This is a genomic window from Fusibacter sp. JL298sf-3 (assembly GCF_053842995.1).
Window position 1 is genome coordinate 3,702,670 of sequence record NZ_CM132608.1, and the last position, 24,775, is coordinate 3,727,444.

27 protein-coding genes, 1 pseudogene and 1 other annotated feature are annotated in these 24,775 nt (G+C 41.4%); of the genes and pseudogenes, 22 read left to right on the plus strand and 6 right to left on the minus strand.

The window, feature by feature from the left end; genetic code table 11:
- Window positions 1–10: 10 nt before the first annotated feature.
- Both ACR6HW_RS17580 and ACR6HW_RS17585 read left to right on the plus strand, forming a co-directional pair.
- Window positions 11–754 (plus strand): copper homeostasis protein CutC, encoded by a 744-nt coding sequence (locus tag ACR6HW_RS17580; protein WP_455728978.1) that lies wholly within the window; start codon window positions 11–13, stop codon window positions 752–754.
- A gap of 217 nt (window positions 755–971) precedes the next feature.
- A complete protein-coding gene (locus ACR6HW_RS17585; RefSeq protein ID WP_455728979.1) occupies window positions 972–1,469 on the plus strand; it encodes a hypothetical protein in 498 nt (165 codons plus the stop codon).
- Between the two features lie 351 nt (window positions 1,470–1,820).
- Here the strand turns inward: ACR6HW_RS17585 and ACR6HW_RS17590 are convergent, their stop codons facing one another.
- From ACR6HW_RS17590 to ACR6HW_RS17600, 3 genes are read right to left on the minus strand one after another with little or no spacing between them, the layout of a single operon-like run.
- Window positions 1,821–2,477 (minus strand): ABC transporter ATP-binding protein, encoded by a 657-nt coding sequence (locus tag ACR6HW_RS17590; protein WP_455728980.1) that lies wholly within the window; start codon window positions 2,475–2,477, stop codon window positions 1,821–1,823.
- A complete protein-coding gene (locus ACR6HW_RS17595; RefSeq protein WP_455728981.1) occupies window positions 2,474–3,724 on the minus strand; it encodes a hypothetical protein in 1,251 nt (416 codons plus the stop codon). The genes ACR6HW_RS17590 and ACR6HW_RS17595 overlap by 4 nt, the downstream gene beginning before the upstream one ends.
- A complete protein-coding gene (locus tag ACR6HW_RS17600; protein ID WP_455728982.1) occupies window positions 3,711–4,673 on the minus strand; it encodes an ABC transporter permease in 963 nt (320 codons plus the stop codon). The genes ACR6HW_RS17595 and ACR6HW_RS17600 overlap by 14 nt, the downstream gene beginning before the upstream one ends.
- A 1,322-nt stretch (window positions 4,674–5,995) precedes the next feature.
- Between ACR6HW_RS17600 and ACR6HW_RS17605 the strand changes: the two genes are divergently transcribed.
- Window positions 5,996–7,315 (plus strand): IS1380 family transposase, encoded by a 1,320-nt coding sequence (locus ACR6HW_RS17605; protein ID WP_455728983.1) that lies wholly within the window; start codon window positions 5,996–5,998, stop codon window positions 7,313–7,315.
- 158 nt (window positions 7,316–7,473) lie between these two features.
- On the opposite strand, the gene ACR6HW_RS17610 is transcribed toward ACR6HW_RS17605, so the two are convergent.
- A complete protein-coding gene (locus ACR6HW_RS17610) occupies window positions 7,474–7,779 on the minus strand; it encodes a site-specific integrase (protein ID WP_455728984.1) in 306 nt (101 codons plus the stop codon).
- Between the two features lie 327 nt (window positions 7,780–8,106).
- Between ACR6HW_RS17610 and ACR6HW_RS17615 the strand changes: the two genes are divergently transcribed.
- The 13 genes and pseudogenes from ACR6HW_RS17615 to ACR6HW_RS17675 all read left to right on the plus strand — a co-directional run bounded on the left by ACR6HW_RS17615 (window position 8,107) and on the right by ACR6HW_RS17675 (window position 16,198).
- Complete coding sequence (locus ACR6HW_RS17615) at window positions 8,107–8,721, plus strand: DUF488 domain-containing protein (RefSeq protein WP_455728985.1); 615 nt, start codon at window positions 8,107–8,109, stop codon at window positions 8,719–8,721.
- A gap of 13 nt (window positions 8,722–8,734) precedes the next feature.
- A complete protein-coding gene (locus ACR6HW_RS17620; protein WP_455728986.1) occupies window positions 8,735–9,178 on the plus strand; it encodes a DUF488 domain-containing protein in 444 nt (147 codons plus the stop codon).
- A gap of 22 nt (window positions 9,179–9,200) precedes the next feature.
- Window positions 9,201–9,875 carry a dual OB domain-containing protein gene (locus ACR6HW_RS17625; RefSeq protein WP_455728987.1) on the plus strand — a complete coding sequence of 225 codons (675 nt, stop codon included), beginning with the start codon at window positions 9,201–9,203 and terminating at the stop codon, window positions 9,873–9,875.
- 285 nt (window positions 9,876–10,160) lie between these two features.
- A complete protein-coding gene (locus tag ACR6HW_RS17630) occupies window positions 10,161–10,358 on the plus strand; it encodes a helix-turn-helix domain-containing protein (RefSeq protein WP_455728988.1) in 198 nt (65 codons plus the stop codon).
- A gap of 76 nt (window positions 10,359–10,434) precedes the next feature.
- Complete coding sequence (locus tag ACR6HW_RS17635) at window positions 10,435–10,761, plus strand: tyrosine-type recombinase/integrase (protein ID WP_455728989.1); 327 nt, start codon at window positions 10,435–10,437, stop codon at window positions 10,759–10,761.
- Between the two features lie 20 nt (window positions 10,762–10,781).
- Window positions 10,782–11,336 (plus strand): helix-turn-helix domain-containing protein, encoded by a 555-nt coding sequence (locus ACR6HW_RS17640; RefSeq protein ID WP_455728033.1) that lies wholly within the window; start codon window positions 10,782–10,784, stop codon window positions 11,334–11,336.
- Window positions 11,306–11,962, plus strand: a complete 657-nt coding sequence (locus tag ACR6HW_RS17645) for an IS630 family transposase (RefSeq protein WP_455728032.1) — start codon at window positions 11,306–11,308, stop codon at window positions 11,960–11,962. Before ACR6HW_RS17640 ends, ACR6HW_RS17645 begins: the two co-directional genes overlap by 31 nt.
- Window positions 11,963–11,994: 32 nt before the next feature.
- Window positions 11,995–12,219: pseudogene (locus ACR6HW_RS17650) on the plus strand (phage integrase SAM-like domain-containing protein); the annotation flags it as partial.
- Window positions 12,220–12,279: 60 nt separating this feature from the next.
- Window positions 12,280–13,515, plus strand: a complete 1,236-nt coding sequence (locus tag ACR6HW_RS17655) for an IS256 family transposase (RefSeq protein ID WP_455728990.1) — start codon at window positions 12,280–12,282, stop codon at window positions 13,513–13,515.
- A 270-nt stretch (window positions 13,516–13,785) separates the two neighbouring features.
- Window positions 13,786–14,259 carry a GNAT family N-acetyltransferase gene (locus ACR6HW_RS17660; protein WP_455728991.1) on the plus strand — a complete coding sequence of 158 codons (474 nt, stop codon included), beginning with the start codon at window positions 13,786–13,788 and terminating at the stop codon, window positions 14,257–14,259.
- A gap of 322 nt (window positions 14,260–14,581) precedes the next feature.
- On the plus strand, window positions 14,582–14,896 hold the full coding sequence (gene tnpA / locus ACR6HW_RS17665; RefSeq protein ID WP_455728992.1) for an IS66 family insertion sequence element accessory protein TnpA: 315 nt from the start codon (window positions 14,582–14,584) through the stop codon (window positions 14,894–14,896).
- A 153-nt stretch (window positions 14,897–15,049) separates the two neighbouring features.
- Window positions 15,050–15,586, plus strand: coding sequence for a zinc metalloprotease (locus ACR6HW_RS17670; protein ID WP_455728993.1), 537 nt, complete (start codon window positions 15,050–15,052; stop codon window positions 15,584–15,586).
- Between the two features lie 21 nt (window positions 15,587–15,607).
- Window positions 15,608–16,198: a hypothetical protein gene (locus tag ACR6HW_RS17675; protein WP_455728994.1), complete on the plus strand. Its 591-nt coding sequence runs from the start codon at window positions 15,608–15,610 to the stop codon at window positions 16,196–16,198.
- Between the two features lie 262 nt (window positions 16,199–16,460).
- On the opposite strand, the gene trpB is transcribed toward ACR6HW_RS17675, so the two are convergent.
- Entirely contained in the window at window positions 16,461–17,639 is a 1,179-nt protein-coding gene (trpB, locus tag ACR6HW_RS17680; protein ID WP_455728995.1) for a tryptophan synthase subunit beta, read from the minus strand.
- Between the two features lie 167 nt (window positions 17,640–17,806).
- Window positions 17,807–18,032, minus strand: a binding site (T-box leader).
- A gap of 404 nt (window positions 18,033–18,436) precedes the next feature.
- Between trpB and ACR6HW_RS17685 the strand changes: the two genes are divergently transcribed.
- The 3 genes from ACR6HW_RS17685 to ACR6HW_RS17695 are packed head-to-tail and all read left to right on the plus strand — an operon-like array spanning window position 18,437 to window position 19,918.
- Window positions 18,437–19,492 (plus strand): Fic family protein, encoded by a 1,056-nt coding sequence (locus ACR6HW_RS17685; RefSeq protein WP_455728996.1) that lies wholly within the window; start codon window positions 18,437–18,439, stop codon window positions 19,490–19,492.
- A 46-nt stretch (window positions 19,493–19,538) separates the two neighbouring features.
- Window positions 19,539–19,706, plus strand: a complete 168-nt coding sequence (locus tag ACR6HW_RS17690) for a hypothetical protein (protein WP_455728997.1) — start codon at window positions 19,539–19,541, stop codon at window positions 19,704–19,706.
- Window positions 19,707–19,741: 35 nt separating this feature from the next.
- Window positions 19,742–19,918, plus strand: coding sequence for a putative immunity protein (locus tag ACR6HW_RS17695; RefSeq protein WP_455728998.1), 177 nt, complete (start codon window positions 19,742–19,744; stop codon window positions 19,916–19,918).
- A 199-nt stretch (window positions 19,919–20,117) separates the two neighbouring features.
- Here the strand turns inward: ACR6HW_RS17695 and ychF are convergent, their stop codons facing one another.
- Complete coding sequence (ychF, locus tag ACR6HW_RS17700; protein WP_455728999.1) at window positions 20,118–21,209, minus strand: redox-regulated ATPase YchF; 1,092 nt, start codon at window positions 21,207–21,209, stop codon at window positions 20,118–20,120.
- Window positions 21,210–21,353: 144 nt separating this feature from the next.
- Here ychF and yfmF point away from each other — a divergent pair, with 144 nt between their 5' ends.
- From yfmF to lgt, 3 genes are read left to right on the plus strand one after another with little or no spacing between them, the layout of a single operon-like run.
- Window positions 21,354–22,628, plus strand: coding sequence for an EF-P 5-aminopentanol modification-associated protein YfmF (gene yfmF, locus ACR6HW_RS17705; RefSeq protein WP_455729000.1), 1,275 nt, complete (start codon window positions 21,354–21,356; stop codon window positions 22,626–22,628).
- Window positions 22,629–23,915, plus strand: coding sequence for an EF-P 5-aminopentanol modification-associated protein YfmH (gene yfmH, locus ACR6HW_RS17710; protein ID WP_455729001.1), 1,287 nt, complete (start codon window positions 22,629–22,631; stop codon window positions 23,913–23,915).
- Between the two features lies 1 nt (window position 23,916).
- The gene (gene lgt, locus ACR6HW_RS17715) at window positions 23,917–24,666 is read left to right on the plus strand and encodes a prolipoprotein diacylglyceryl transferase (protein WP_455729002.1); all 750 of its coding nucleotides are present in this window, start codon (window positions 23,917–23,919) and stop codon (window positions 24,664–24,666) included.
- Window positions 24,667–24,775: the final 109 nt, after the last annotated feature.

The following is a 24,775-nucleotide window of genomic DNA, read 5'->3' on the forward strand; positions in this document are numbered from 1 at the left end:
GAGTAAGTGTATGATTCTCGAAGTTTGTGTGGACAGCCTCGACTCGATGCTGACGGCAAAGTCGGCTGGTGCCGATAGGATAGAACTCTGTTCTGCTCTAAACATCGGCGGGCTCACGCCGAGTCGCGGGCTTATGGAAATGGCGAGAGCGGTAGACGGTATGGAAATTTTCGTGATGATTCGACCGCGTTCAGGGGATTTTTTATACAGTGAAAACGACTTTGAAGTGATGCGAAAGGACATTAAAACGGTTGTGGCCATGGGCTTTGACGGCATCGTCACCGGTGTGCTTAGGAGCGACGGGACTATTGACACGGAGCGTCTGAGGGTGCTCGCCGAAGACGCCAAACCGCTTAAAACGGTTTTACACCGGGCTTTTGATGACGCCAAAGCCCCTGAGAAGCAAGTGCCTGAACTGATTGAAATGGGTATTTGTCGTATTTTGACTTCCGGGCAACGGCGAAGTGCGCCTGAAGGGGCCGATTACCTTGCTGCTTTACAAGCGACCTATGGTGCGGAGATAACGATTATGCCGGGAGGCGGTGTGAATGCGGGCAATATTGAAGCGCTTTACGCGCAGACGGGGTGCACGCATTACCATTTGTCGGGCAAGGTGACTGTCGACAGCGGGATGATGTACAGGGATTACACGGAACGCATGGGGACGCCAATGAGTGAGAGGGCTCTGGAAAAAGCGGATTACGAGCTGATTTCTAGTGCCCGTGGCGTGCTCGATCGACTGAAGGGCTTTTAGTGCGTGAAACATCAAATGCATTTCTTTCTCAGAAAGTAGCAACCTTTTTTGAATTCTAATCGTCTATTGTTTAAATAAATATATTTTAAGAGGGGTCATTCGAGTACACGTGAAAAATTTTTTTTAAAAAGTTGTCTTTAAAGTGTAAGATTTGCCCCCTTTAAATCGTTTATATATAGAGTAGATAATTTAGTGAGAGGGAGAGGGCAATACGGAAATGAGATTGACGAAGAAAGATGCTGTGGCGGCGTGCTGTGTTTTATTATTGGGGTTGTTTTTGACATTGACTTATTTTTGCAGTAAGACGCCGTTTCAATACTTGCAATCAAAAGATGGGGAGACGAAAGCAGTTGAACCGCTCTATGAGACGGTGCTGGAAGATGGGAATCGTGCCATTTTCTTTTTCAACGCTCACGGCAAAGTGTCGTTGGCGGTACTGAGGAAAACGCTTTTGTCGTACAAACTGCTCCACGTGGGCGATGAAGTCCCGGTTATTGGAACGGAAGAAGTGGTGTATCAGCACACGGCTTATAAAGACAAGGGGACGTACCGATGGATTGATTGGGGCGTCGTGCGCAAGGCGTCGATTGAAAAGGTCTTGATTCAAAATGAGGAAGCGACGATTATGCCGATAAAGCCGTACGCTTTTCGCATCTGCTATTTAACAGGTGAGGGTACGCCAAGTCGAATGCCAAGTCGCGTTGCCGCTAAGTGAAAACGAATGAAAAGCCTCACTTACAATTTGTGTGTAAGTGAGGCTTTTTTGTGGTTAGCGCACGCCGGAGAATGATGAAGTGGTTTTGGTCTCCACATTGTACGCGTAGGACTCCGTTAATAGACGGGTATTTGCCCATTCTCCGGGACCGTAATACGATTTTGCGACATAGTCATTGACGACACAACAGCCTTCACCCCCTTGGGTACCAGTGTCGGCCCAAGAGTACCCGTTCCCATATTGTCTATCAGTGTCTCTAGCTGTTTTTCCCATCCATTCAAACCGAGCTCGGGAATGTCAGCAAAGCAATTAATGTGTAAGTAAGCGTTTTCTTCATGTTATTCTCTCCTTTCAAGTTCTTGGTATAGAGCCGTCTTGTATTTCAATGACTTTATTACAACAATCCAATAGATTTAGATTGTGTGTAACCATTAAAACTGCGCAACCTTTTGCCGCTTGATCTTTTAAAATATGCATGATTTGAGCTTCTGTTTGGACATCTACGGAACCGGAGGGTTCGTCTGCGAGGAGTACTGTAGGTTCAGATACCAGTGTTCGGGCGATGGCCACGCGCTGTCTTTCGCCACCAGATAAATGCTTACACGGTTCGTTGCATCGGGCGTCAAGCCCCAGTTCACTAATAACTTTTAAGGTGCGTTTTTCAATTTCCGCTTTAGTAAAATTTCTGTAGTAAAGTGGTACGGCGACGTTGTCGTAGACGGTTCGGTTGTTGAGCAAGTAAGGCATTTGCGTAATATAGCCGACAGTGTTTTTACGTAGGGCGTCGCGCGCTTTGACCGACAGGGCGGTTGCCTCGAGACCTTCTATCAACAAAGTGCCGCTTGAGGGGGTATCCAGTAAACCGATGATGTTGAGAAGTGTGGTTTTACCACAGCCGCTTCTGCCAATAAGCGCTGTAAAGGCGCCCTTTGACACTTCAAAAGTAATGTCTTTGAGAATGGTGCCTGTATTTTTGTAGGTTTTTACTATGTGCTTGCATTGAATCATAAGGTGTCTCCTTTGAGGTAATCGGATAAAACCAGTTTTTTACGCGTGATAAATTCTATAGCAATGTAGGCGATTACAACATTTGCCAAAAGTGTGAAAACGGCAGTTGCGGCAAGTGTTGATTTTAATAGGAGTGCTGCAAAACTGAGAAAAGTTACCCCTATTGCCAATACGCGTTTTAGGAAATAGTTGCGTATTTCTTTAAAGAACGCGTGGGTGGAAGCGCCGCACAGAATCTGAAGAGCCAAACTGTACTTGCGGTCTTCGAGATACTGAACTATTGAAAAGGCCATGCCGACGATGCTGAACACATACGAGAGCAACAGCAACAGAGCAAAGATAGACATCAGTGTTTCAAAGCCGATGTAAAACGTTGAAAGGTCAAATTTTCTAACTCCTTCCAGCACGTAGAGCCCTTCTAAACTCAGTGGGCGTGCAATGCGGTCTACTTCTGTTTGTACTGTGGCAGCTTCTAGAGTCGAGGCGAAGAGGCCGTTGTTTTTTTGCAGGTACTTGGTGTACAGGACGCCTCTTCTAAAGTTGCCCTCTAGGTCAAAACTGGGAAAGATGAGTGCAGTGCTGAGGTCTTCTGCGTAGGGTCCCGCCCCTTTGTACAGATGTGCGCTTGATTCTAATAAGCCGATGACTTCGACGTCGTAGTATTGGTTGATGATTTCAACTTTGAAACGGTCGCCTATCTTAAACGTTTCTCCATAAGCTTCCCCAAGTAAAACGGGAACAGTTTGAGTTTCGTCGACGGTGAAATCGGCTGTTTCAAATGAACGTCCTTTTGACACTTCGATTTGAAAATAGGCCATGGCATCTTCTGAGAGATGATAAGCGCGTACTGGTCGATATGAAACTTGTCGACCGTCGATCTCTAAAGTGGCATCCGGCCATAGGTGGTCGTACAAGTAGCCTTCGACACAAGATTCCGGTATGTTGCTGACGGTAGATAGGTCGATGTACACAGGTTGTCCAATGACTTCAAGATAAGTGATGGGTCCGGCTATTTCGTGGAGTTTTTCATTGAACTTTTTTAGGCGCATAACACCGCTGGGGTCGGCATATAAGGCGGCTTCTTTTTCGCCGGTGAGCCAGTCTGTAAGCGAGTACAAAGTTTCTTGAGTGAGTTTTTGTGCATGGTGACTGTGACTTTTTACTGTGGTGAGGAGCAGACTTAGAACAAGTGATAGTGTGAACGCAAAACAGAGTTGCAGTATCCAAAAGTTTTTATAAACCTTCATACGTCGACCTCTCAAATGAATGAAGAGAACGCGAGAGTCCTCTAATGTGTATGATTGCCAACAAGTTTGCCAGTATCGCCGCCGAGGCGAAAATCACGGCGTATAGGCCTTTAAGTTGCCACAGTGCTAATAGAATGAAGAAAAGAGTCAACCACTTTGTGTGGTGCAGGTACTCTCTAATTAGATGGTGCGGAAATCTGTCGCTGAGTCCCATCAAGTAAAAGGCGACGCTGTCCTTTGATTTGCGGCGAACCATAGCAAAGAGAAAGTAGGAGAACAACACTGTGAAGAAAGCCAAAACAGAGAGTCCCAGTGTACGAATGGGCAGCGTCGTTCCCCAAACTTCAAAGAGCGTCTTCGGACGCACCCATTTATCTTTTAGGTCAAAAGAGGCGCTTTCGGGTGGTTGATTTGTTTCGATAATGCCTTTGGGCGTATCCCATACCTCCCCCTTTTTTAAGGCATACCAAATGACATAATCCATTGATGTGGGCTGTTTCACCCCGGTAATCCCTATTATCTGATAAGGTTTTTCGTGAATGAAGAGTGTATCACCTAACTTTTTATTCAGTTCGTCGGCTACGTACTGTCCAATGACGGCGACATCTGTAGGTGCGTCGTAGTCGTCTTCAGTAAAAAAGCGCCCTTCGATAAGTGGTGGTGCTTCTGTCGCGCCTTTTACAATAACGGCTTTCATGTTAGCATCTTCTGATACAAGAAAGTAGACCGCGGCATTGTCGAATGCCTTATAGAATTCGGACTCTGAACCACTAAAGGAGAAGGCGCGCGCCTCTTCTGAGAGAAAGCCGTCGTTGAGCCGCGTCATGTATTCGGCGTGTTGAAGATAGAAACAGATGCTCAGTACGACGCATAACAACGCACTGTATGAGGCGATGACGGCGATGTCATAGGGTGTTTTAACAATTTTAGTTCGGTGTTTTTTTGGCATGTTGTGTGACCTCCGGACATGTGGTTATAGGATCTATTGCGATGTTCCCTATTATAAGAACGTATGAAACGATAAAATCTTACAGTGAAGTTGAAAAAGTTGTATGATTTTAGGTCATCTTAATTGGTGCAAAATATACATAAACGGTAAAATCCCCACTTACAAAAGTATAAGCGGGGATTTTGGTGTGGGAAATCGACACCGTATCGGTGTGATTGATTGAGTTGGGGGCGGTTTTGCCGCCGATTGATGCGTGTAAAGGCTTGTGCCCTTTTTGGGGGTGTTTAGCAGTTTTTTGGAGTTGTCGTATGGAAAGTAAATTGATGTTTTTTGTCGCCTTTACATGTGCTTCTACTTATAGAACGTATGAGACGCCCAAAATCTTACACTTATTTTGAAACTTTTTTTATTTTTTTTGAAAAATGATTGAAGTGGTGGGGGCGTCCGTTGGAAAATCGTTTAAAAAGTTTGTAAGAGAGGGGCGGTTTTAGTGTTAGGTGAGGTAATCATGCTCCACTCGTTTAAAGTGTCTGTGGTTTATAAAATTGATGAATTGAAATTCTGTTGTGGGCGCAAGTAGGAAGAAAATACAGGACGAAGCTGGCGTAGAGGACAGTTGGAATGACGAAGCTGAGTACAGGGGCTTCGTTTTGAGGTTGAGAGTTGCGTTCTTGTGATGGTGCCTTGGCAGCTGAGGTGTTGTGGTGAGTGTTGAGTTGAGAGGTTAGAAATAGAAAATAGATTTTTATGATTGGGCACAGGTTGTTCTGGAAAATGAAGATGACTAATGTGCTGAAAAGGCGTTGGCTGATGAACTTAAATATATCTAAGATGATTTTATTTGATGTATGTGATGTTAGGGAGGAGTAACTACTTATGTTTTGCGTGAAAATGATGTGTTTTGATAGTGGTTATCGATTTCGATTTGTAAGGACTTTGGTACTAGAAAAAAGATGTTGTAAAATAGGAAAATGGTGGTGACTTTGGGTGGGGGATTTGGTAGAATGGAAGGTGTGTGGGGGGAAAAAGATTCAGCACATACGCTTATTAGGTAAAAGCCAATATATATTAGTCTAAACTATCAGTAACTCGTAGTTTGTGAGCCAATCTTCGAGTTTTACCTGTAAAAAGAGATAAATAATGATAAGCCTGAATTATTCATGACGGTTCACGAAACGCTCCCCAAAACCGCATAGTTACTGTATTTTAGATTAATTTTACTTTTCACTTATCAAGTGAAACCTAAATAAGATAGAAGAAGAGCTCCAACTTTGTTAAAATGAAGTTACCACACTAAAAAATCAACAAAGGAGAAACTCTTCATGTCTAGTGTAAGTTCACTTCAGCTCGAAAGCAATAGTAAAATCAAAATAAATTTCAATGGAGGCGATTTATCCTCCGATTCGGGGCTGCTTCTCATAAAAGAATTCGCCCATAAGTTTGGCTTCAATAAACACATCAGCCAGTTTGTAACGGACAAAAATGATAGCTTCCGTAAACACAAAGACCATCAAAATCTATCCCAGCTAATTTATCAAATCCTTGCTGGATACTTTAATGACAATGATGCAGACGAACTGACCAATGAACCTGTCTTTAAAAGTATTCTGGGTAAACAGGCTCTTGCCTCACAACCCACACTGTCGAGGTTCTGGAACCGTATGGATGGAGATACAGTCAAACAGTTTGAAGATATCATCCGTCATATGAGATCATCGGCCTACAGGACTAAAATGCCAGAACAAGTTCTGCTTGATCTTGATTCAACCCTACTTAACACGTACGGCAAGCAGGAAGGCGAAGGCTTTAATTACCACTATCAAGCTCATGGATATCACCCCTTACTCTGCTATGACGGACTCACTGGAGATCTTCTCAAAGCAGAGCTTCGAGATGGTACCGCCTATAGTTCTACAGGCGTCTGCGAATTCATGCAACCTTTATTAGATGAATACTTTACGAAGTACCCTGATGTCCATCTGTTCCTCCGTGGAGACAGTGGTTTTGCAACACCAGACTTGTACAAACAGTGTGAAAGCAATGGTGTATCCTATGCCATACGTTTGAAAGCAAACAAAATACTGTATGCTCACGCAAAACATTTGGATGATGAAATAACCGAAGCTACAAAGGATAACATGATTGATTATGTGGTCCGTTATGATGAGTTCTTGTACCAAGCCGGTAAATGGGACTATCCTAGACGGGTTATCGTCAAGGTCGAGAAACCGTACAATCAGCTAACCAATCAGTATGCCTTTATTGTGACCAACATGGATCTCAGTCCTGAAGAACTCATTAAGTTCTATCGAAATCGAGGCACCATGGAAAACTTTATCAAAGAAGGTAAAAGTGGCTTCAACTTTGCATCAACGCCAAGTAAGGACAAAGTCGTTAATGCAAATCATCTACTGCTCCATGTCCTAGCATACAACCTATTTAATTACTTTAAACGATTGGTATTACCTAAAAGCATGAAGAAAATGTTGATAGATACTATTCGATTGAAGCTGCTCAAAATCGCATCAAAGGTTGTTAAAGCAGCAAGATATATTCATTTCAAACTGTGTAGCAGTTGTCCATACAAGAATGAGTTCTATGAAATTCTTGAGAACATCCGTCGACTTCCACAGTTGGAATAAACGTAACTGATGAACTTTGAAATCTGAAAATCGAGAAAAGTATTGTCCACAGGATAAGTCTGCCCATTTTTAGGTGATAAACAGGAAGACGTCTTCTATGATAAGCATTATGAAGCGCAAAAACTTAAATCCGCTCGATTTTTGGTGATATCATGGGTTCATGAATAATTCAGGTTTATTTTTATAATACTATTGCTCTGCAAAAAAATAAAATATTCTTTTACTGAAGCGATACGATTGTTTATAGTGTTTGCCTTTAATCCTCTAGTTAACATGTAGGTTCGCCAGTCTTGTAAATCCATCAATATTACTTTTTCAGGAATAAATTCTTCATCAAATGTTTCAATGTAATAGTTAATAAAATTCATAACATTAAGGGTATAAGTTTTTAGTGTTCCATCCGATTTATCTTGTCTTTTTAAGTATTCGACAAAATCGTTTATATAAAATCCTTTTTCATTCATAAAAATTCCTCCTTAAAATAATCATAAGAATTGTATCCAATGTAAAGGGAAATTTTCAAGTGATATTGGAGTACATATCAGTAGTGCAATATTCGTAAAAATACCACAAAAACATTTTGTTCCGAATTTTTTGACTCTTAATTTGGATTTTAGGGACTTCTTTAGCTGATTGCTTCGTTTTATAAAAATATTGATTCGGAGACAAACATCTATTTGTTACCAATGTTTTCTGGAAAAAAGAAAAATTTAGGAGTATAATATGATTGTAAGTATAGAATTTGTTAATATTTATTTTTAGATGATATTTTTAGTTATAAAGAAGGGATAATGATGAATACATTATATACAATAGGACATTCAAATTTAACTACAAAGAATTTCCTTGAATTATTAAGAAAATATGAAATTAATTGCATTATAGACGTTAGAAGCACTCCATATTCAAAATTTACTCCACAGTTTAATGAAATTGAATTAAAGCATTTTCTTAATCAAAATGGTGTTTATTATATAGGTATGGGTAAAGAATTTGGAGCTAGGAGAAATAATAAAAAATTATACACCATAGATGGAATTTTAGATTTTGAAAAAGTAAAAAAGGATGAAGATTTTGCTGAAGGAGTCAATCGTATAAAAAATGGTGTAAAAAAAGGATATAATATAGCGTTTATGTGTACCGAAAAAAATGCAATTGATTGTCATAGGAATATTCTTGTTGCTAAGTACTTTTATGATTTAGGGTATAATATAAAAAATATTAATCATAATGGAGAGTATACATCACAAGAGGGGATAGACATCATGTTATTAGATATGTATTTTCCAAGGAGAAATGAAATCTCATTGTTTGACAGTGAAAATTTACCAGATGAAGAGTTGCTTAAAGAAGCATACAAAAAAAGAAATAAGGATATTGGATATAGTATTAATAATGAAGAATAGGGAATGGTGAAATATGAGATTATATACAATTGGTTTTACTAAGAAATCTGCAAAAGAATTTTTTGAATTATTGAAAAAGAATAATGTTAGAACACTTCTTGATATACGACTTAATAACTCTTCCCAACTTGCAGGATTTACGAAAGGTAGAGATTTAGAATATTTTTTAATGGAAATTACAGGAACAAAATATATACATGATATTGATTTTAGTCCTACTAAAGAAATATTAAATGGTTATAAAAAGAAGACAATTACTTGGGCAGAATATGAGAAGTCATTTCATAAGTTAATTTTAAAGAGAAATATAAAAGACAAAGCTAATAATTATTTTAACGGCAATTTAGAAGGGGTATGCTTACTTTGTAGTGAGGCAACTCCTGAAAATTGCCATAGAAGGTTAATTGCAGAATACTTAAAAAGTAGTTTTGAGAATGTAGAAATTATTCATCTATAGTTAAAAAACAGGGGGGACAATCATGAAAAAAAAATTTGCACTATTAGCAAAATCACCAAAATGTAAAAACTTATGTATAGCTGGAGTAGATTTAGAGACACAAGACTTTATACGTATTGTTTCACAAGAAGAAGATATAGAATATGCTGTCAGACATGAGGATGCCATGTATGATGAAAGAACACCAATACAATTACATGATATAATTAAATGTGAATGTGTTAGTAAAGATAATAATACTTATCAACCAGAAAATTATATAAATGATGACCAATATTACTGGGCAAATGGCGGAGAATTTGATTTAAGCAATTTATTAAACATGAATATATTAGATAGAGAAGAATATATTTTTTATAATACTTCTAGGGCGTTGGCACCAAGTGAAATTGATAATATTAAAGCAGAAGAAAGATATTCTTTAATGTTAATTAAGCCACAAGAAGCATATATTTCAGTACAGGATAATCCTTGGAATGAATGGGGACACAAAAAAATAAGGATGAATATAAAATATAAAGATAGATGGTATTATAATATTTCTGTTACTGACACTAAAATTACAAATAAATACGATAATTATAATATCAATGAATATAAGTTAGAGCAAGATGTCATATTATTCATAAGTTTAGGAGAACTACATAAAGAAACAAATAAGCATTATAAGCTGGTTACAAACTGTATATTTGTGTAAAAATTAAACTAAAAAATTGCTTAAAAGCTATTGATTGTGAACTGGGGTTCGCAATTAGTAGCTTTTTTATTGTACAAAAACTTTTACAATAAAATTTCTTCAAATCCAGAAAGGCAAAAAACGTGTGTTATGCTTAAAAATAGAGAGGAAGAAAAACCTCTGTAAATCATTATTTTACATAAATTACAAATTAATTCAAATGGCCATTTGAACTTGAAATTTAACAAAATCAATTTATAAGATGAAGAAAATATGGAATTGAGCATAAAAAGGGAGGAATTCAATATGAACATAAATAGAAAAGAGAAAGCAACTTATAGTGTAGCCGAAGTAGCAAAAATACTAGGAATCGGGAAGAGTTTAGCTTATGAATTAGCACATGCTGGACAATTACCAGTATTAAAATTGGGGAATAGAATGGTTGTCCCGAAAGTAGCATTAGAAAAGATGCTAACAGATGTAGAATATGGTAACGCAATATAATCAGGGCTGAAGGAGGAGATTAATATGGCTAAAAGAAAAATAAACGGTGAAGGCACAATTTACCCTAGAAAAATTAATGGAAAAGAAGATGGGACATTGGATTGGCCAGATAACTATTGGAAGAAATCCTAATACGGGTAAATTAATAAGAAAATCTGTATATGGGAAAACGCAGGGTGAGGTTTCCAAGGAGTTAACTAGAATAAGAATGGAATTATATATGGGTGCATATGATAAAGATACAGATACAACTTTAGGAGCATGGATGGTAGAGTGGCTGGAAGTTTATAAGAAAAACACTTTAAAATCAGGAACCTATAATAGTTATTATATTAATATTCATAATCACATAATTCCTCAAATAGGGAAAATAAAACTAGTGTATAGACACGATGAAAATTGAAACAATTCATAAACTTTGATATGATAGTCTTTGATGATAAAATATTACTATCGGAGGTTATCCCTATGGCGCGTCCAAAGAAAAATAAAATATTGTTAACAGACATTGAGTTAAAACAACTAAAAGCTCTTCTAAAGAAGAAAAATACAACCCAAACCATCTGCAATCGTTGCCGAATTTTAATTGATCTTGATGAAAACCACTTACCTGCTCTAACATATGAACAATGTGTTCAGCGGCAAAATGTAAGTCGAGCGACTATCGCAAAAATGGTAAAACTATATGCTTCTGGCGGTATTGACTCAGCGCTTGCTACGCACCGAAATATCAATTCTGATAATGCACGCCGCAAAGTAGATGGAAGAGTTGAAGCACATATTATTGAGCTTGCATGTGGTCCCGTTCCAGAAGGTCATAGCCGCTGGACGATCCGTTTATTAGAAGAACATATGAGAATTGAATTTGATGAGTCGATCAGCCGAGAAGCAATCCGAAGATCATTAAAAAAAACAGGCTTCGACCTCACCGCTCCGACTATTGGTGTTTGCCAAGAAAAAGAGATCCCGAATTCATAGCGTGTTTAGAAGATATTCTTGATGTCTATGAACTGCCCTATAATCCAAACCTTCCAGTCGTTTGTATGGATGAGAAACCCTACCAATTACTTGGTGAGGCACGCGATTCATGGGCAATGCGACCTGGCGATCACAAAAAAGTGGATTCTGAATATGTTCGAAAAGGTACTTGTAGTATATTTTCATTTGTGGAACCGCTTGGAGGCAAACACCATGTCAGTGTTAGAACACAACGTACAGCTATAGACTGGGCACAAGAAATCAAATATCTTGTGGATGAATTTTATGCTCATAATGAAAAAATCATTCTTGTCATGGATAATCTCAATACACATAAACCATCGTCATTATATAAAGCGTTTCCACCAGCAGAAGCCAGAAGAATACTAAAGAAACTCGAAATTCACTATACACCAAAACATGGCAGTTGGCTGAATATTGCTGAGATAGAACTTAATGTTATGACCCGACAATGCTTATCACGAAGAATCGAAAATATCGATTTACTTCGCAAAGAACTTTTTGCTTGGGAAAGTAAGAAGAACAACAGCTATGCAAAAATCAACTGGCAGTTTAGAACAAAGGATGCAAGGATAAAACTGGCATCACTTTATCCTGAAATATAGAGAGGACAGGCTAATTATAGTTCGTTAATGAACGTGTCTGTACACTAGCAGAGTTAAAACCTCATAATATACAAAAATTTTATAATTATTTGCAACGAAGTGGAAATAAAAGAACTGGAGAAGGTTTAACAGGGAAAACTATAAGAAGAATACATGTTATAGTTCATGCAGCTCTAGATGAAGCGGTAAGACAGGAGTTAATAAATAAAAATGTAAGTAGTCTTGTTAATCTTCCTAAGCAAAATGAGATGGTGTAAGATATTTTGTGTAAAGTGAAAAATCAGTTATAGTTCACTTAGACAAAATGGAGGTCCGAAATGGCAAAAAGAAAAAGAAATCCAGCCCCCAAAGAATTAATGGAATATTTGTTTCAGAACTATGAGCTAAAGAATGCATTGGATGTTCAAGAAGCACTAAAAGATATGTTCTCTGAAACGCTTGAAACAATGCTAAATGCAGAACTTGACGAACACCTAGGCTACTCAAAAAGTGAAAATAATATAGAGCATACATCAAATAGACGTAATGGAAAAAGTGCTAAAACGGTAAAAAGCCAATTAGGACAATTTGATCTAAATATCCCAAGAGATCGTGAAGCTTCTTTTGAGCCTCAGGTGGTTCAAAAACATCAAAAGGACATTTCAGGGATAGAAGAGAAAATCCTTTCAATGTATGCAAAAGGCCAATCACAGCGTGATATTTCAGCAACGATTGAGGACATCTATGGCTTTGAAGTCAGCCATGAAACAGTTTCAAAGGTGACCGATAAAATCGTTCCATTAGTACAAGAGTTTAGAAATAAGCCTTTAAAGAAATTCTCCCCTTTTGTATTCGTAGACGCTATGTATACGCCAGTTAAAACAGCCTCTGGTACAGGGCAAAAGGCGCTGTACAACATCATTGGCATTGATATAGAGGGCAAGAAAGACGTACTTGGGTTTTGGCTTTCAGAAGAAGAAAGCAGCCGCCATTGGCTTCAAATCCTTGAGGAAATAAAACAACGTGGCGTTGAAGATATCTTGTTTATCTCTCTAGATGGTCTAACAGGGCTTGAAAAGGCTATCAAAGGCGTTTTCCCCAATACCATAACACAAAGATGCATTGTTCATCTTATGCGCAATTCTACACGTTATATCGCACGAAAAAAGTGGTCTGAATTCGCTAAAGATATAAAGGCCGTTTACAAAGCAGTGAGCTTAGATGAAGCAATAATGCTGTTTGAAGCATTTGAGGTAAAATGGTCAGAATCTGCAGCAGCAGTGGCTGTTTGGCGTAACAATTGGGACGCTGTAGAGCGCTTATTTGAGTACCCTAGTGAGATAAGAAAAATTATATACACCACCAATACGATTGAAAGTTATCATAATCAGCTTAGAAAGGTTACGGATCGCAAAGGTGCTTTTCCTAATGAAATGGCTCTATACAAGTTGGTTTACTTAAGAACCATGGATATAAAGCAATCGTGGACTCGTCCTGTCCCAAATTGGGGTCAAGTCATGAATCAATTAGAGATCCTTTTTTCTGACAGAATCGCTGCTCACTTAAAATTTTAAATCAAACTTTACACAAAATTCTTGACAGGTCCTTTCACGATAAGTGAAAAGTAAAATTAATCTAAAATACAGTAACTATGCGGTTTTGGGGAGTGTTTTGTGAACCGTCATGAATAATTCAGGATTAGATTATCTGTATGACAAAAAAGTTGCTGATTTAAATATGCTAGATGGTTGAAAAAGTTTTATATAAGGAAAACATTTCAAAAGCATTGAGAACCCATATCGAGCAATAAGGCTTTGAAAAATGTAATCGCAAGGAGCATTCCAATGAAAGTCAATCTGAGAAGTGGTACAAAAAATGATTTAATAAGAATGGTTGAGATTTATAATGACGCCAATCTATTGTTTGACGAAGCGTATAGATCCTTAGGAAACGAGTCGACATTTTCTGATATAATTGAAAAAGATAACGTAGTGATAGGCGCAATTGAAGATGTTGATATTGCATTTGTTTCTTATAATATTGTCGATAATGTTGTTTTGATTTCAGGACTATATGTTATTTGTGAGTATCAGCGTAAAGGGATAGGAAGATGCTTGATGGATGACGTACTAAAATCGTTAAGCAATGTCGATTACGTAATTTTGAAAGCTTTAAAGCTAGCAACTTGGGCAATTTTATTTTATAGTAAGTATGGATTTATAAACGTTGATAATGTGAGTTTAGAGGTGAGAGATTATATTTTAAACTATATCAAACGGTCAAATCACTCGGAAGTCATGGTGTTGAAAACATTATGATAAAAATTTATCATGTATTGTTCGTACAATTTTTCCTTTTATTTGAGGATGATAGGCGCGACTTGGAACAGGCGCAATAACTGGCGCTTAAAACGCCCATAAAACAGCCCCTTCAGCAGCTTGATGACACAGGCTTTTGAGGGGGCATTTTAATCAACTTTTTTATTCATGTACCGTGTCGTTCACAACTAGAAGAACAGCTCATCTAGTCCACCTCATTGCGGCGTTAAAGTCTCTCGACTAAGGTAAGCGTCAAACAGAAGGCACATATTCAAACAGAACAGTCTCTGCTAAAATCATCTTAGAAATGAGGTGAATCCCAATGAAACGTGAAGCGAATAAAGCGGAGTGGCATGGTCTAATCAATGAGCAAAAGTCAAGTGGCCAGACTCAAGCTCAGTGGTGCGCGGAAAACGCTATTAACACTCATAATTTTAGGTACTGGAAAAGCCGCCTGAACTCTGAACGTGACAAAGTACCTAAAAGTAGTTTCGGGTTCGTGTCCTTAAAGCCATCTCTAATAGTATTTCAGCTTATTTTTCATTTTACACAAAATATCTTACACCATCCGACACACTTCAAAATTAAATTAATGGGTTGCCTATTTTCATTACACACCTTCATATACTATTTTTGAGTGATTTTAAAAAACATCTTAAAAATTTTAAAAAAGTGTAAGAAAACAAGTGGTTGGTTCGTTCTTATTATAGAAAAATCTTTTGGTAAGTAAAAGTAAACAAGGTGATTTAGTTAGTAAATGGTTTAAAAAAAGGGAAGGAGGCTCTTAATTTTGAAGGAGAAAAATCGAAAAAGACTGGCTGGTGTATTTATGTTTTGTCTATTGACGACACTTTTTACGTCACTTGCCTACACTGCTCAATACATTTATTATGGGGGAGGGTTGCTGAATCCATCTGTTGAAGTAGAAGATCGTTTATCTTATGATATCTATGACCAATGTGTGAATACCTGGAACTCTACGTCCACACCTGTGAATATTACAACAGTTCCAGGGTCTGGGCACAGCTATATTATTTCTGGTCAGTGGGACGATGTTTGGTACGGTATGTACACTCCCAAAGACAGACAATACGTCTTTACAGGTCGTGCAGGTAAGTTTAAAATTGAGCTGAATAGAAGTACCCTGGTTAACAAGAGTGATACATTTCGTTCAAGTGTCCTGGTTCACGAACTAGGTCACGCATTTTGCTTAGACGATAACCCATCGTCGGGTGATGCTTCGATTATGAATTATACGCGTAATAGAGATTATTTGACTTGGCCTACATCAGATGACATTGCTGGTGTTAACAATGCATACAATTAATAGAGATTGGAGGTACAAACCATGACCCTCAAAAAAATCTTCCCCATCCTTATCGCCGCACTTGCCGTCACGGCAGTTATTGTAGGAAGTAAAATCCTACTGCCCAAACCCATGTTTCAAGGCGACTATCCCTATTATCCCGACGTTCAAAGTCTTAAAGAAGCCGCAGACGTCATCGTCGTTGGCGAAGTCGTAAAGGCCCGAAAGGTCAAACAGCTTATGGTGGATAGAACCGCCAACAAAAAAGACAAAGAGACCACCCCATACACCTTGTCAGAACTGAAAGTTCTGGAAGTCATCAAAGGCGATGTCAGCGTAGGGGATATTATAACCGTAAAGCAACTTGGCGACTACAAAAAACACCCTGAAAAAACACTGTACGATGTGGATGGCTATTTAAAAACGCAGCAAAAGCAATTAGCCTTTCTAGTTGCCTACGCAGAGTCCCCTTATTCGGCAGTAAATCCGGCTCAGGGAATCGTAGAAGTTAAGCCGGACGGCACCCTTTATACCGCCAGCCCATACAGCTTGTTCGGTTACAAAGATGAGGCAGAAAAAGGTGGGAGCGATACCTTAAAAGACGCCATCATGAAAATCAAACAGGCGCAGTAACCAGCCCATAAAACGCCCATAAAATAGCCCCTTCAGCAGCTTGACGACACAGGCTTTTGAGGGGGCATTTTAATCAACCTTTTTATTCGTGTACCGTGTCGTTCACAACTAGAAGAACAGCTCATCTAGTCCGCCTCATTGCGGTGTTAAAGTCTTTCGACTAAGTCCCAGATTGTCGAGAGATTTTTTACTGTGAAGGGATACAGACAATCGGGCATTTTGACGAACGCTCAACGAGACCGTACACCAGTGGCAACACACCTTACAAAATGCGTTGTTCTTTCATCCGGTAGAGATCCTTATCACCGCGTCCCGAGAGGTTCACCACGACGACAGCGTCTTGGGGCAGTGTCTTAGCGTACGACATGGCGTAGGCCACTGCGTGAGCGCTTTCAATAGCCGGTATAATGCCTTCCAGCCGCGATAGCGCCTTAAATGCCGCCACGGCCTCATCGTCGGTTACCGTCACGTAGTCTGCCCGTCCACTGTCTTTTAAATAGGCGTGCTCTGGTCCAACACCGGGGTAGTCGAGACCTGCGGCAATGGAGTGAACGGGGAGCGGCTCGCCGTCTGCGTCTTGAAGAGTGTAACATTTGAACCCGTGAATAATGCCCGGAGTGCCCTTTGTCAGCGTCGCCGCATGTTGTGAAGTATCGAGACCGAGACCGGCGGGCTCCACGCCGATCATTTGCACCTCAGTGTCCTCCATAAAGGCGTCAAAGAGGCCAATGGCGTTGCTGCCGCCACCGACACAGGCGATGAGGCAGTCCGGAAGTCGGCCTTCCTTCTCGAGAACCTGAGCACGGGCTTCACAGCCGATGACCTTTTGAAACTCTCGAACCATCAGCGGGTAGGGGTGGGGACCCACAGCGGAGCCCAGCAGGTAAAACGTATCTTCGTAAGATGCGGCGTACGCGGCAAGCGCCTCGTCAACGGCGTCCTTAAGTGTTCGTTCGCCCCCAGTGGCAGGGATCACCTCGGCACCGAGAAGACGCATTTTAAAGACGTTCAGTTCTTGACGCGCCATATCGGCCTCGCCCATATACACCGTGCACGACATGCCGAAGAGCGCGCACACCGTCGCCGTGGCCACACCGTGTTGCCCCGCACCAGTCTCTGCAATAATCTTTTTCTTGCCCATGCGCTTGGCCAGTAGGACTTGACCGATGGTGTTGTTGATTTTATGCGCACCAGTAAAATTCAAATCTTCGCGTTTGAGGTACAATTTTGCCCCGCCGACCTCTGCCGTCAGATTGGCCGCATAGTAGAGCGGGTTCTCCCTGCCAATGTACTCGCGCTGGTAATAGGCGAGTTCCGCCTTGAACGCTGGGTCCTGATAAAATTTTAAAAACTGTTCTTCCAACTCTTTAAGGGGTGCGTTCAGCATCTCGGGAACATAACTGCCGCCATAAGCGCCAAATTGACCGTTTACATTTCTCATTATCTTTGCCTCCTAATCGTCGTCATCGTTTAACAAAGTGCATTTGCCAGCACCTTGACCAGATGAACGTCATCAGAATGAAAGAGGGCTTTACTCAGTTAGCTACGCTGAACACGCAATGGGCGACGCTTGATTTAGACGTCAAAAAACCCTCTAAGCCATACGGCCTAGAGGGCGAATTATCGCGGTACCACCTCTTGTTGGAATCGTCATTCCGTCTCATTCAGATACATTCATATCTTATCTCTGTAACGGGAGAACCCGGGTTGCCTACTGTTAATTCAGCGCCCACTCATGAGCCCATTCGCCTCGCTGCCACATACTGAACTCCCACCAACCTTCAGCTCGCTTAAATGCTTTCACCAGGGTACTCTTCTCAATCGACGTTTTACTTATACAAGTTAGATGTCATTATACAGAGTGCCGGCGAACTTGTCAAGGCCCAAACTCAAAAACAGCCCACCCCACACATCAGATGATTTTGAGCACTAAAAAAGAGACGCACAGCGCACGCCTCTTAAAAGCGCTTGTTAAAGGTGCATCATTCACGGCACCTATTTTGCTTAGCGGTTGTGGTGTCGTAAAACTTTTGAAGAAAGTAATTTTGAATGATTAGTCTTCAAGTAATGAAGTCGGAATAATAGAGTTCTGCTCTGACTCAATTCTCTTTCAGCCTATACGGATAGGTATGAATTCGCTCGTATAGGCGCTATGGATAATTTTAAACGGCATACTATTTGTTTATTCTGCATATTACATGGTATAATATATGCAGAATAGAATAAAGGAGGTGCAGAATGAGAGTATTTAATTATGCCAACATTGATGAGAAATTATTTGATAAGGAAATTATTAGATTGCTGACGGAGCTTCATGAGTTTCGTGGCAAGCAAGAATTGTATATGGAATCCTATCCTGATGTTTTAGAAGCTATGGTTAGAGTTGCAAAAATTCAGAGCACGGGAGCATCTAATAGAATCGAAGGCATCTCTACCAGTGATAAAAGATTAGATGAATTGGTTGAAGAAAAAACAGAACCTAAAAACAGAAACGAAGAAGAAATTGCTGGATATAGAGAAGTATTAAATACAATTCATGAGAATTATGATTACATTGTTCCGAGAGCTAATGTCATTCTACAACTGCATCGAGATTTGTATAGGTACAATTCAGGAGGTGCAGGGGGACACTTTAAGAACACAGACAATATCATAGAAGAAAAGAATGCATTTGGTGAAAAAAAAGTTCGATTTGTACCAGTAGCTGCACACTTAACAAAAGATACAATGGAAGAAATGTGTAATCGATTTGTTGAGACCATAAATAAAAAAGATGTTGATGCATTAATAGCGATCCCAGTCTTTATTCTTGATTTTTTATGTGTGCATCCTTTCAACGATGGGAATGGTAGAATGAGCAGATTGCTTACGCTACTTCTTTTGTATCAAAACATGTATATAGTTGGAAAGTATATTAGTTTGGAAATGTTAATAGAAAAGACCAAGGACAGCTACTATGAAACATTAAGAGTAAGCTCTATAGGATGGCATGAGAACTTAAATGACTACAAGCCTTTTGTAAAGTACTATCTGGGTATTTTATTAGGCGCATACAAAGAGTTTTCTTCGCGGGTTGAAACTTTAAGGAATCAAGGGTTGTCAAAATCAGAGCGTGTAAAACATGTTTTTGAAACGAAAATAGGCAAAATAAGTAAATCTGACATTTCGAAGTTATGTCCTGATATTAGTGTGACTACAATTGAAAAGGCATTGTCTGAACTGTTGAAAGAGGGTTTTATTACCAAAGTAGGAGGTGGTAGAAGTACCGCCTATATAAAGAGGGACAAACTTTAAGCGATAGAATGTCAATAGATAAATAGGCAGTAGAATTGGAGCGCAAATGGTTACGAAACCAAAAATAAAAATAATGGATAATTCAGTGATCAGAAAAGAAATAGAGGATTTGTACGAAAAAACAAACCAAATTCTTTTAGCAAAAGGGTCATTATCTATGGCGAAGCCTATTCTTGAAATCCTTGGTATCACTTATAAAACTATAGACGAATAGCGAGGACGACGGAGAATGAAACACACAAAATCGCTTTGAGAGTTGTTGGACAAGCCATTGGGAGCGGACATATGCGTGAACACTCTATGGTAGCGTCTGATGATGCTATAAAAGTCATAGGTTTGGTGTATGAAAATAACATGGATAAGATTTCTCAAGAAAGAATGTGGCAACTGGAAGAACTTATTAGAATCGTTAACAGCAATACTTAGCGTTCTTACTAAATTGAAAGTTAGAAGGACGTCAACATCTCAATAAATGATCTGGCAAATGTAGCGAGCGCACTCACACAGAATTCATTCTGTTGCCCCCCAAAAAAAAAAAACAGTACACGACAAATAAACAACCCACCAAACTGTTAAAATTACAGCCTAGTGGGTTTTGTTATGCTCTAAATATGAGTGTTACAATTTACACATTAAATCTAAACAAAATCACATCGCCATCGGTCACCACATACTCCTTGCCCTCGAGGCGCACCTTGCCGGCTTCCTTAGCAGCCGCCATCGTACCGTGTGCCTTGAGCGCATCAAAAGCAATCGTCTCCGCGCGGATAAAGCCGCGTTCAATATCCGAGTGAATCTTGCCGCCGGCAGCAGGGGCCTTCGTCCCTTTCTTAATCGTCCAAGCTCTAACTTCCTGCGGGCCCGCCGTCAAGAAACTGATAAGGTTCAACAGCGAGTAGCTCGATTTAATCAACTGGTCGAGACCCGACTCATTGAGGCCGAGTTCACTTAAAAACGCCTGACGGTCTTCGTCGTCGAGTTCGGCAATTTCCTGCTCGATTTTACCGCATACCACGATAACCTCGGCATTTTCCGTTTCGGCAAACGCACGCACTTCCTTCACAAAAGCGTTTTCCTCATCGGCGGCAATATCGTCCTCAGACACATTGGCACAGTAGATAATCGGCTTAAACGACAAGAGGTTCAGCGACTTGACAAACTCGAATTCATCGTCGTCGAGATCCATCGTACGCGCAGACAGCCCTTCGTCTAAAACGTCCTTGATGCGCTTCAGCATTTCCAGCTCTACCAGAGCGCCCTTATCGGCTTTAGCCGCCTTCATCGTCTTGGCGATGCGGCGTTCCAGCATCTCGGCATCAGAGAGAATCAACTCGAGGTTAATCGTCTCAATATCGCTCTTAGGGCCGATTTTGCCGTCTACGTGTACCACATTTTCGTCCTCAAAACATCTGACCACGTGAACAATAGCCGCCACCTCTCGGATATGGCTCAAGAACTGATTGCCCAGGCCCTCGCCCTTAGACGCCCCGCGAACGAGACCGGCAATGTCGTAAAACTCAATCGCCGTCGGCACAATCTTCTTCGACGCGTACATCTCTTGAAGCACATTTAATCTCTCATCGGGAACGGCGACCACGCCGACATTGGGTTCTATAGTACAAAACGGATAGTTTGCGCTTTCAGCACCGGCTTTCGTAATCGCGTTGAAAAGCGTACTCTTTCCTACATTGGGTAAACCTACAATACCTAATTTCATGGGAAACCTTCTTTCATTCGTATTCATCATCATATTATAAAGGATTAACAGAACAAAGTAAATAAGTTATAATGATGTAGTCGGAAATTTAAAAGGGGAACAGAACCGCCGAAAGGCCGTTCTTACACATAAAGGAGAACGATTATGATAGACGCTCTGAAAAAGCTGACACTGCAAAACGGGGTGCAGCTGCACCTGCTGAAGTCGGAAAAGTTTAAAACCGTGCTCTTCGGCGTATACCTTCAGCGGCCGTTAAAAGCCGATGAAGCGGCGAAAAACGCCGTTATCGCCAGAGTCATCGAAAAGTGCAACGCACAGTACCCGACCCTCAAGCAGATGAACCATAAACTCGAATCGCTCTACGGGTCGTTGCTCGTTTCAGACGTACACAAATACGGCGAAAAACAGATGATACAAGTTAAAATGCAGATGCCCAGCGATGTCTTTATAGAAGACGAGACCCTAATGGACGAAGGCGTCCGCTTTCTCAGCGCCGCCATTAACGACCCACTCGTCGAAGACGGCGGTCTCAGCCCGCACTATGTCGACGCGGAAAAGAAGGGACTTATCAACGAGTACAAAACCCGCATTGAAGACAAGCAGACGTGGGCGCTGGGACGGTGCATCGAGACCATGTGTGCAGACGAGCCCTACGCCATACATGAAATCGGCTCGGAAGAGAGTCTCGAAGCCGTAGAGCCCAAAAGCTTGCTCGAACACTATAAGAAACTCCTCGAAGAAGCGCCGATGGACATTATCGTCATCGGCAACTACGACGTCGATGCCATGGCGGAGCGCTTTAAAACGCATTTTAAAGTCGCCGGAACCGACCGCACGTATCCGCCGAGAGAGCAAGTGGTGTTCCCTCAAAAGCCCGTGGCTTTTTACGAAGAAAAGCACCCGTTAAAACAAGGGCGCCTCGTCATGGGTTACCGCATGAACATCCCTTATGAAGACGCGCTTTATGTGCCTGCACTGGTGGCGAACATCGTCCTCGGCAGCGGGGGAAGCAGTAAGCTGTTTCGCGACGTCAGAGAAAAAGAGGGGCTGTGTTACAGCATCTTTGCAAGACCGGATAAATTCAAATCGATTATGCTCATCTATGCCGGCGTAGACGTCAGTCAGTTCGACAAAGCGCAGGCGATGATCGAGGCAAAAGTCGAAGAACTGAAAAACGGCGAAGTTACCGAAGCGGAACTCGCCATTGCCAAACAGTCGCTGTTCAGTTCGCTCCAGTCCATGTCGGACTTCCCGAACTCGTACATCAACTTCTACTACGGCCAGTACCTCACAGGGGGGACGGTCGACCTCGACGCCTACGGCGCGCGCCTGGAGCGCATTACTGTGGCGGACATCACCGAGGCGGCAAAACATTTCAATCTTGAACAAGTGGTTAGACTCAATAAAACGGAGGCGTAAATGACAGCGGAAAAAATGATACAAAGCAAACGGTTGGGCGAGCACCTGTATGTCAAGCAACTGGCGTCGGGACTGACGGTATACGTCATGCCAAAGCGCCATTTTGCCAAAAAATACGTGTACTTCGCCGTGCCTTACGGCGGTTTTACCTCGACTTTTGAAGCGGGGGGACACACTTACGAGATGCCGAAGGGCATGGCGCATTTTCTGGAACATCAGATTTTTGAAAATCCCGAAAATCCGACGTTTCAGCAATTTGAGAAAATAGGTGCCAACGTCAACGCATTTACCAGTTATCAGATGACCGCCTACCATTTTGAAACCGTAGGGGACATCGAACAACCGCTGGAAATCCTAATGGACATGGTGCTGCATGCGCGCATTGACGAGCGCAGCGTCGCCAAAGAAAAGAAAGTCATCGTCCAAGAGATACAGATGTACGACGACGACCCGTATTTTGAAGTCGGTCAATTGGTGCGTCAGCACATGTACCACGCACATCCCATAAAAGACGACATCGCAGGGACTGTGGCGTCGGTGGAAGAAACGACTTTGGAACAACTGAAAATGTGTTATAATACATTTTATACACCGCACAACATGTCGCTGTTCGTCTACGGCGACGTCGACAGGGCGCGGGTTTACGAACTGGCAGAGCACTTTCAGACCAAAGGGTTTTTAGAGAAAAACGGCAAAGCGACGGCGCTACTGCCGGAAGAACCCTATGCGGTTAAAACCAAACAGATTGACATCGTCAGGCGCGTCGGACAGGACAAAGTCCTGCTCGGCTTTAAGGCGCGGCCAATAGCGGACAGCCTCGTGAAAATGAAGCGACTGGCTGCCATCCGAATGGCCAACAGCATGATGTTCGGCGACAGCAGTCACTTCTTTGAGACGGTGTACAACGCGGGATTGATACATGAACCGGTGGACTTTGACGTCCAGTCGGGCAAGGGGTTTGCACACTGTATCATAGGCGCCGACACCGACGAGACACTGGCGCTTGAAGAGGCCGTACTGAGCACTATTGCGCAGTACAAAGTCAGCGGATTTTCAGACGACGACTTTCAGCGCATGAAGAAAAAGCTCATCGGCCGGTTTATATTTTCCTTTAATTCACTGCAGTCCGTTGCGGGCAATGTGACGTTTAACAAAATGCGTGGGGACGATTTGTTTAAACAACTTGAAGCATACAACACATTAACACTTGAAGACTTGAAAGAAGCGCTCCACTGGTTTTACGATGAACAGAACTACACGAGGGCGCGTCTATTGAAGGAGGCTTAATTTGAACAGATACGCATTTGAAATATTTGGCGTGGGCATCGCTTGGTACGCGATTTTCATCGGCGCGTCGATGATTTTAGCGACGTTTATTCTCGTCAAGCTCGGCAAGAAGTACGGGTACAAAGAAGGGGACATCTTCGATCTGGTCAACGTGGTCATCCCCTGTGCCATTATCGGCGCACGGTTGTACTACGTGGCGTTTGAGTGGGACTACTACAGTCAGGACTTGTCTAAGATCATCGCCTTTAGAGAAGGGGGCCTCGCCATACACGGTGGGATTATCGGTGGCCTTATCGGCGGCTACATCGTCTGTAAAGTCAAGAAACTCAACTTCGGCGATTTGGCCGACATGGTGGCGATGCCGCTGATTTTGGGACAGGCCATCGGCAGATGGGGCAACTTCGTCAACGGCGAAGCCCACGGCGGTCCGACGGATTTGCCTTGGGGCATTGTGGTAGACGGCATCAAAGTGCACCCGACGTTTCTCTACGAATCCCTTTGGAACCTCGTGGTCTTCGGCATTTTGGTCGCGACGTTTAAAAAGCGCAAGTTTTACGGCGAACACTTTGTCAAGTATTTGATACTGTACTCAATCGGCAGGTTCTTTATCGAAGGCATGCGCACAGACAGTTTGATGTTCTTCGGTCTCAGAATTGCGCAAATCGTCAGCCTCGTGTCTATTATTGCAGGCGTTCTCTTTATCGCCGTGGCGCGCAAGAAGGGCTGGTTTGCTATAAAACAAGAAAAATAGGCCTTAAGGCCTAGAATCGCATGGCAAGAGAACGACTAAAAAAACCGAACACAAGATATAGTGTTTTAAAAAGTCAACTATCTACATGTAGTGTTGAAAATACAGTTTT

What these genes read in the sequence shown, in the direction of transcription:
- trpB (WP_455728995.1), bottom strand. Translation starts at nt 17,639, where the DNA reads ATGAGAAATGTAAACGGTCAATTTGGCGCTTATGGCGGCAGTTATGTT.
- ACR6HW_RS17585 (WP_455728979.1), top strand. Translation starts at nt 972, where the DNA reads ATGAGATTGACGAAGAAAGATGCTGTGGCGGCGTGCTGTGTTTTATTA.
- ACR6HW_RS17660 (WP_455728991.1), top strand. Translation starts at nt 13,786, where the DNA reads ATGAAAGTCAATCTGAGAAGTGGTACAAAAAATGATTTAATAAGAATG.
- ACR6HW_RS17595 (WP_455728981.1), bottom strand. Translation starts at nt 3,724, where the DNA reads ATGAAGGTTTATAAAAACTTTTGGATACTGCAACTCTGTTTTGCGTTC.
- ACR6HW_RS17655 (WP_455728990.1), top strand. Translation starts at nt 12,280, where the DNA reads ATGGCAAAAAGAAAAAGAAATCCAGCCCCCAAAGAATTAATGGAATAT.
- ACR6HW_RS17590 (WP_455728980.1), bottom strand. Translation starts at nt 2,477, where the DNA reads ATGATTCAATGCAAGCACATAGTAAAAACCTACAAAAATACAGGCACC.
- ACR6HW_RS17640 (WP_455728033.1), top strand. Translation starts at nt 10,782, where the DNA reads ATGATAGTCTTTGATGATAAAATATTACTATCGGAGGTTATCCCTATG.
- ACR6HW_RS17605 (WP_455728983.1), top strand. Translation starts at nt 5,996, where the DNA reads ATGTCTAGTGTAAGTTCACTTCAGCTCGAAAGCAATAGTAAAATCAAA.
- tnpA (WP_455728992.1), top strand. Translation starts at nt 14,582, where the DNA reads ATGAAACGTGAAGCGAATAAAGCGGAGTGGCATGGTCTAATCAATGAG.
- ACR6HW_RS17610 (WP_455728984.1), bottom strand. Translation starts at nt 7,779, where the DNA reads ATGAATGAAAAAGGATTTTATATAAACGATTTTGTCGAATACTTAAAA.
- ACR6HW_RS17600 (WP_455728982.1), bottom strand. Translation starts at nt 4,673, where the DNA reads ATGCCAAAAAAACACCGAACTAAAATTGTTAAAACACCCTATGACATC.
- ACR6HW_RS17685 (WP_455728996.1), top strand. Translation starts at nt 18,437, where the DNA reads ATGAGAGTATTTAATTATGCCAACATTGATGAGAAATTATTTGATAAG.
- ACR6HW_RS17615 (WP_455728985.1), top strand. Translation starts at nt 8,107, where the DNA reads ATGATGAATACATTATATACAATAGGACATTCAAATTTAACTACAAAG.
- ACR6HW_RS17625 (WP_455728987.1), top strand. Translation starts at nt 9,201, where the DNA reads ATGAAAAAAAAATTTGCACTATTAGCAAAATCACCAAAATGTAAAAAC.
- yfmH (WP_455729001.1), top strand. Translation starts at nt 22,629, where the DNA reads ATGACAGCGGAAAAAATGATACAAAGCAAACGGTTGGGCGAGCACCTG.
- ACR6HW_RS17690 (WP_455728997.1), top strand. Translation starts at nt 19,539, where the DNA reads ATGGTTACGAAACCAAAAATAAAAATAATGGATAATTCAGTGATCAGA.
- yfmF (WP_455729000.1), top strand. Translation starts at nt 21,354, where the DNA reads ATGATAGACGCTCTGAAAAAGCTGACACTGCAAAACGGGGTGCAGCTG.
- ACR6HW_RS17675 (WP_455728994.1), top strand. Translation starts at nt 15,608, where the DNA reads ATGACCCTCAAAAAAATCTTCCCCATCCTTATCGCCGCACTTGCCGTC.
- ychF (WP_455728999.1), bottom strand. Translation starts at nt 21,209, where the DNA reads ATGAAATTAGGTATTGTAGGTTTACCCAATGTAGGAAAGAGTACGCTT.
- ACR6HW_RS17635 (WP_455728989.1), top strand. Translation starts at nt 10,435, where the DNA reads ATGGAAAAGAAGATGGGACATTGGATTGGCCAGATAACTATTGGAAGA.
- ACR6HW_RS17630 (WP_455728988.1), top strand. Translation starts at nt 10,161, where the DNA reads ATGAACATAAATAGAAAAGAGAAAGCAACTTATAGTGTAGCCGAAGTA.
- ACR6HW_RS17580 (WP_455728978.1), top strand. Translation starts at nt 11, where the DNA reads ATGATTCTCGAAGTTTGTGTGGACAGCCTCGACTCGATGCTGACGGCA.
- ACR6HW_RS17620 (WP_455728986.1), top strand. Translation starts at nt 8,735, where the DNA reads ATGAGATTATATACAATTGGTTTTACTAAGAAATCTGCAAAAGAATTT.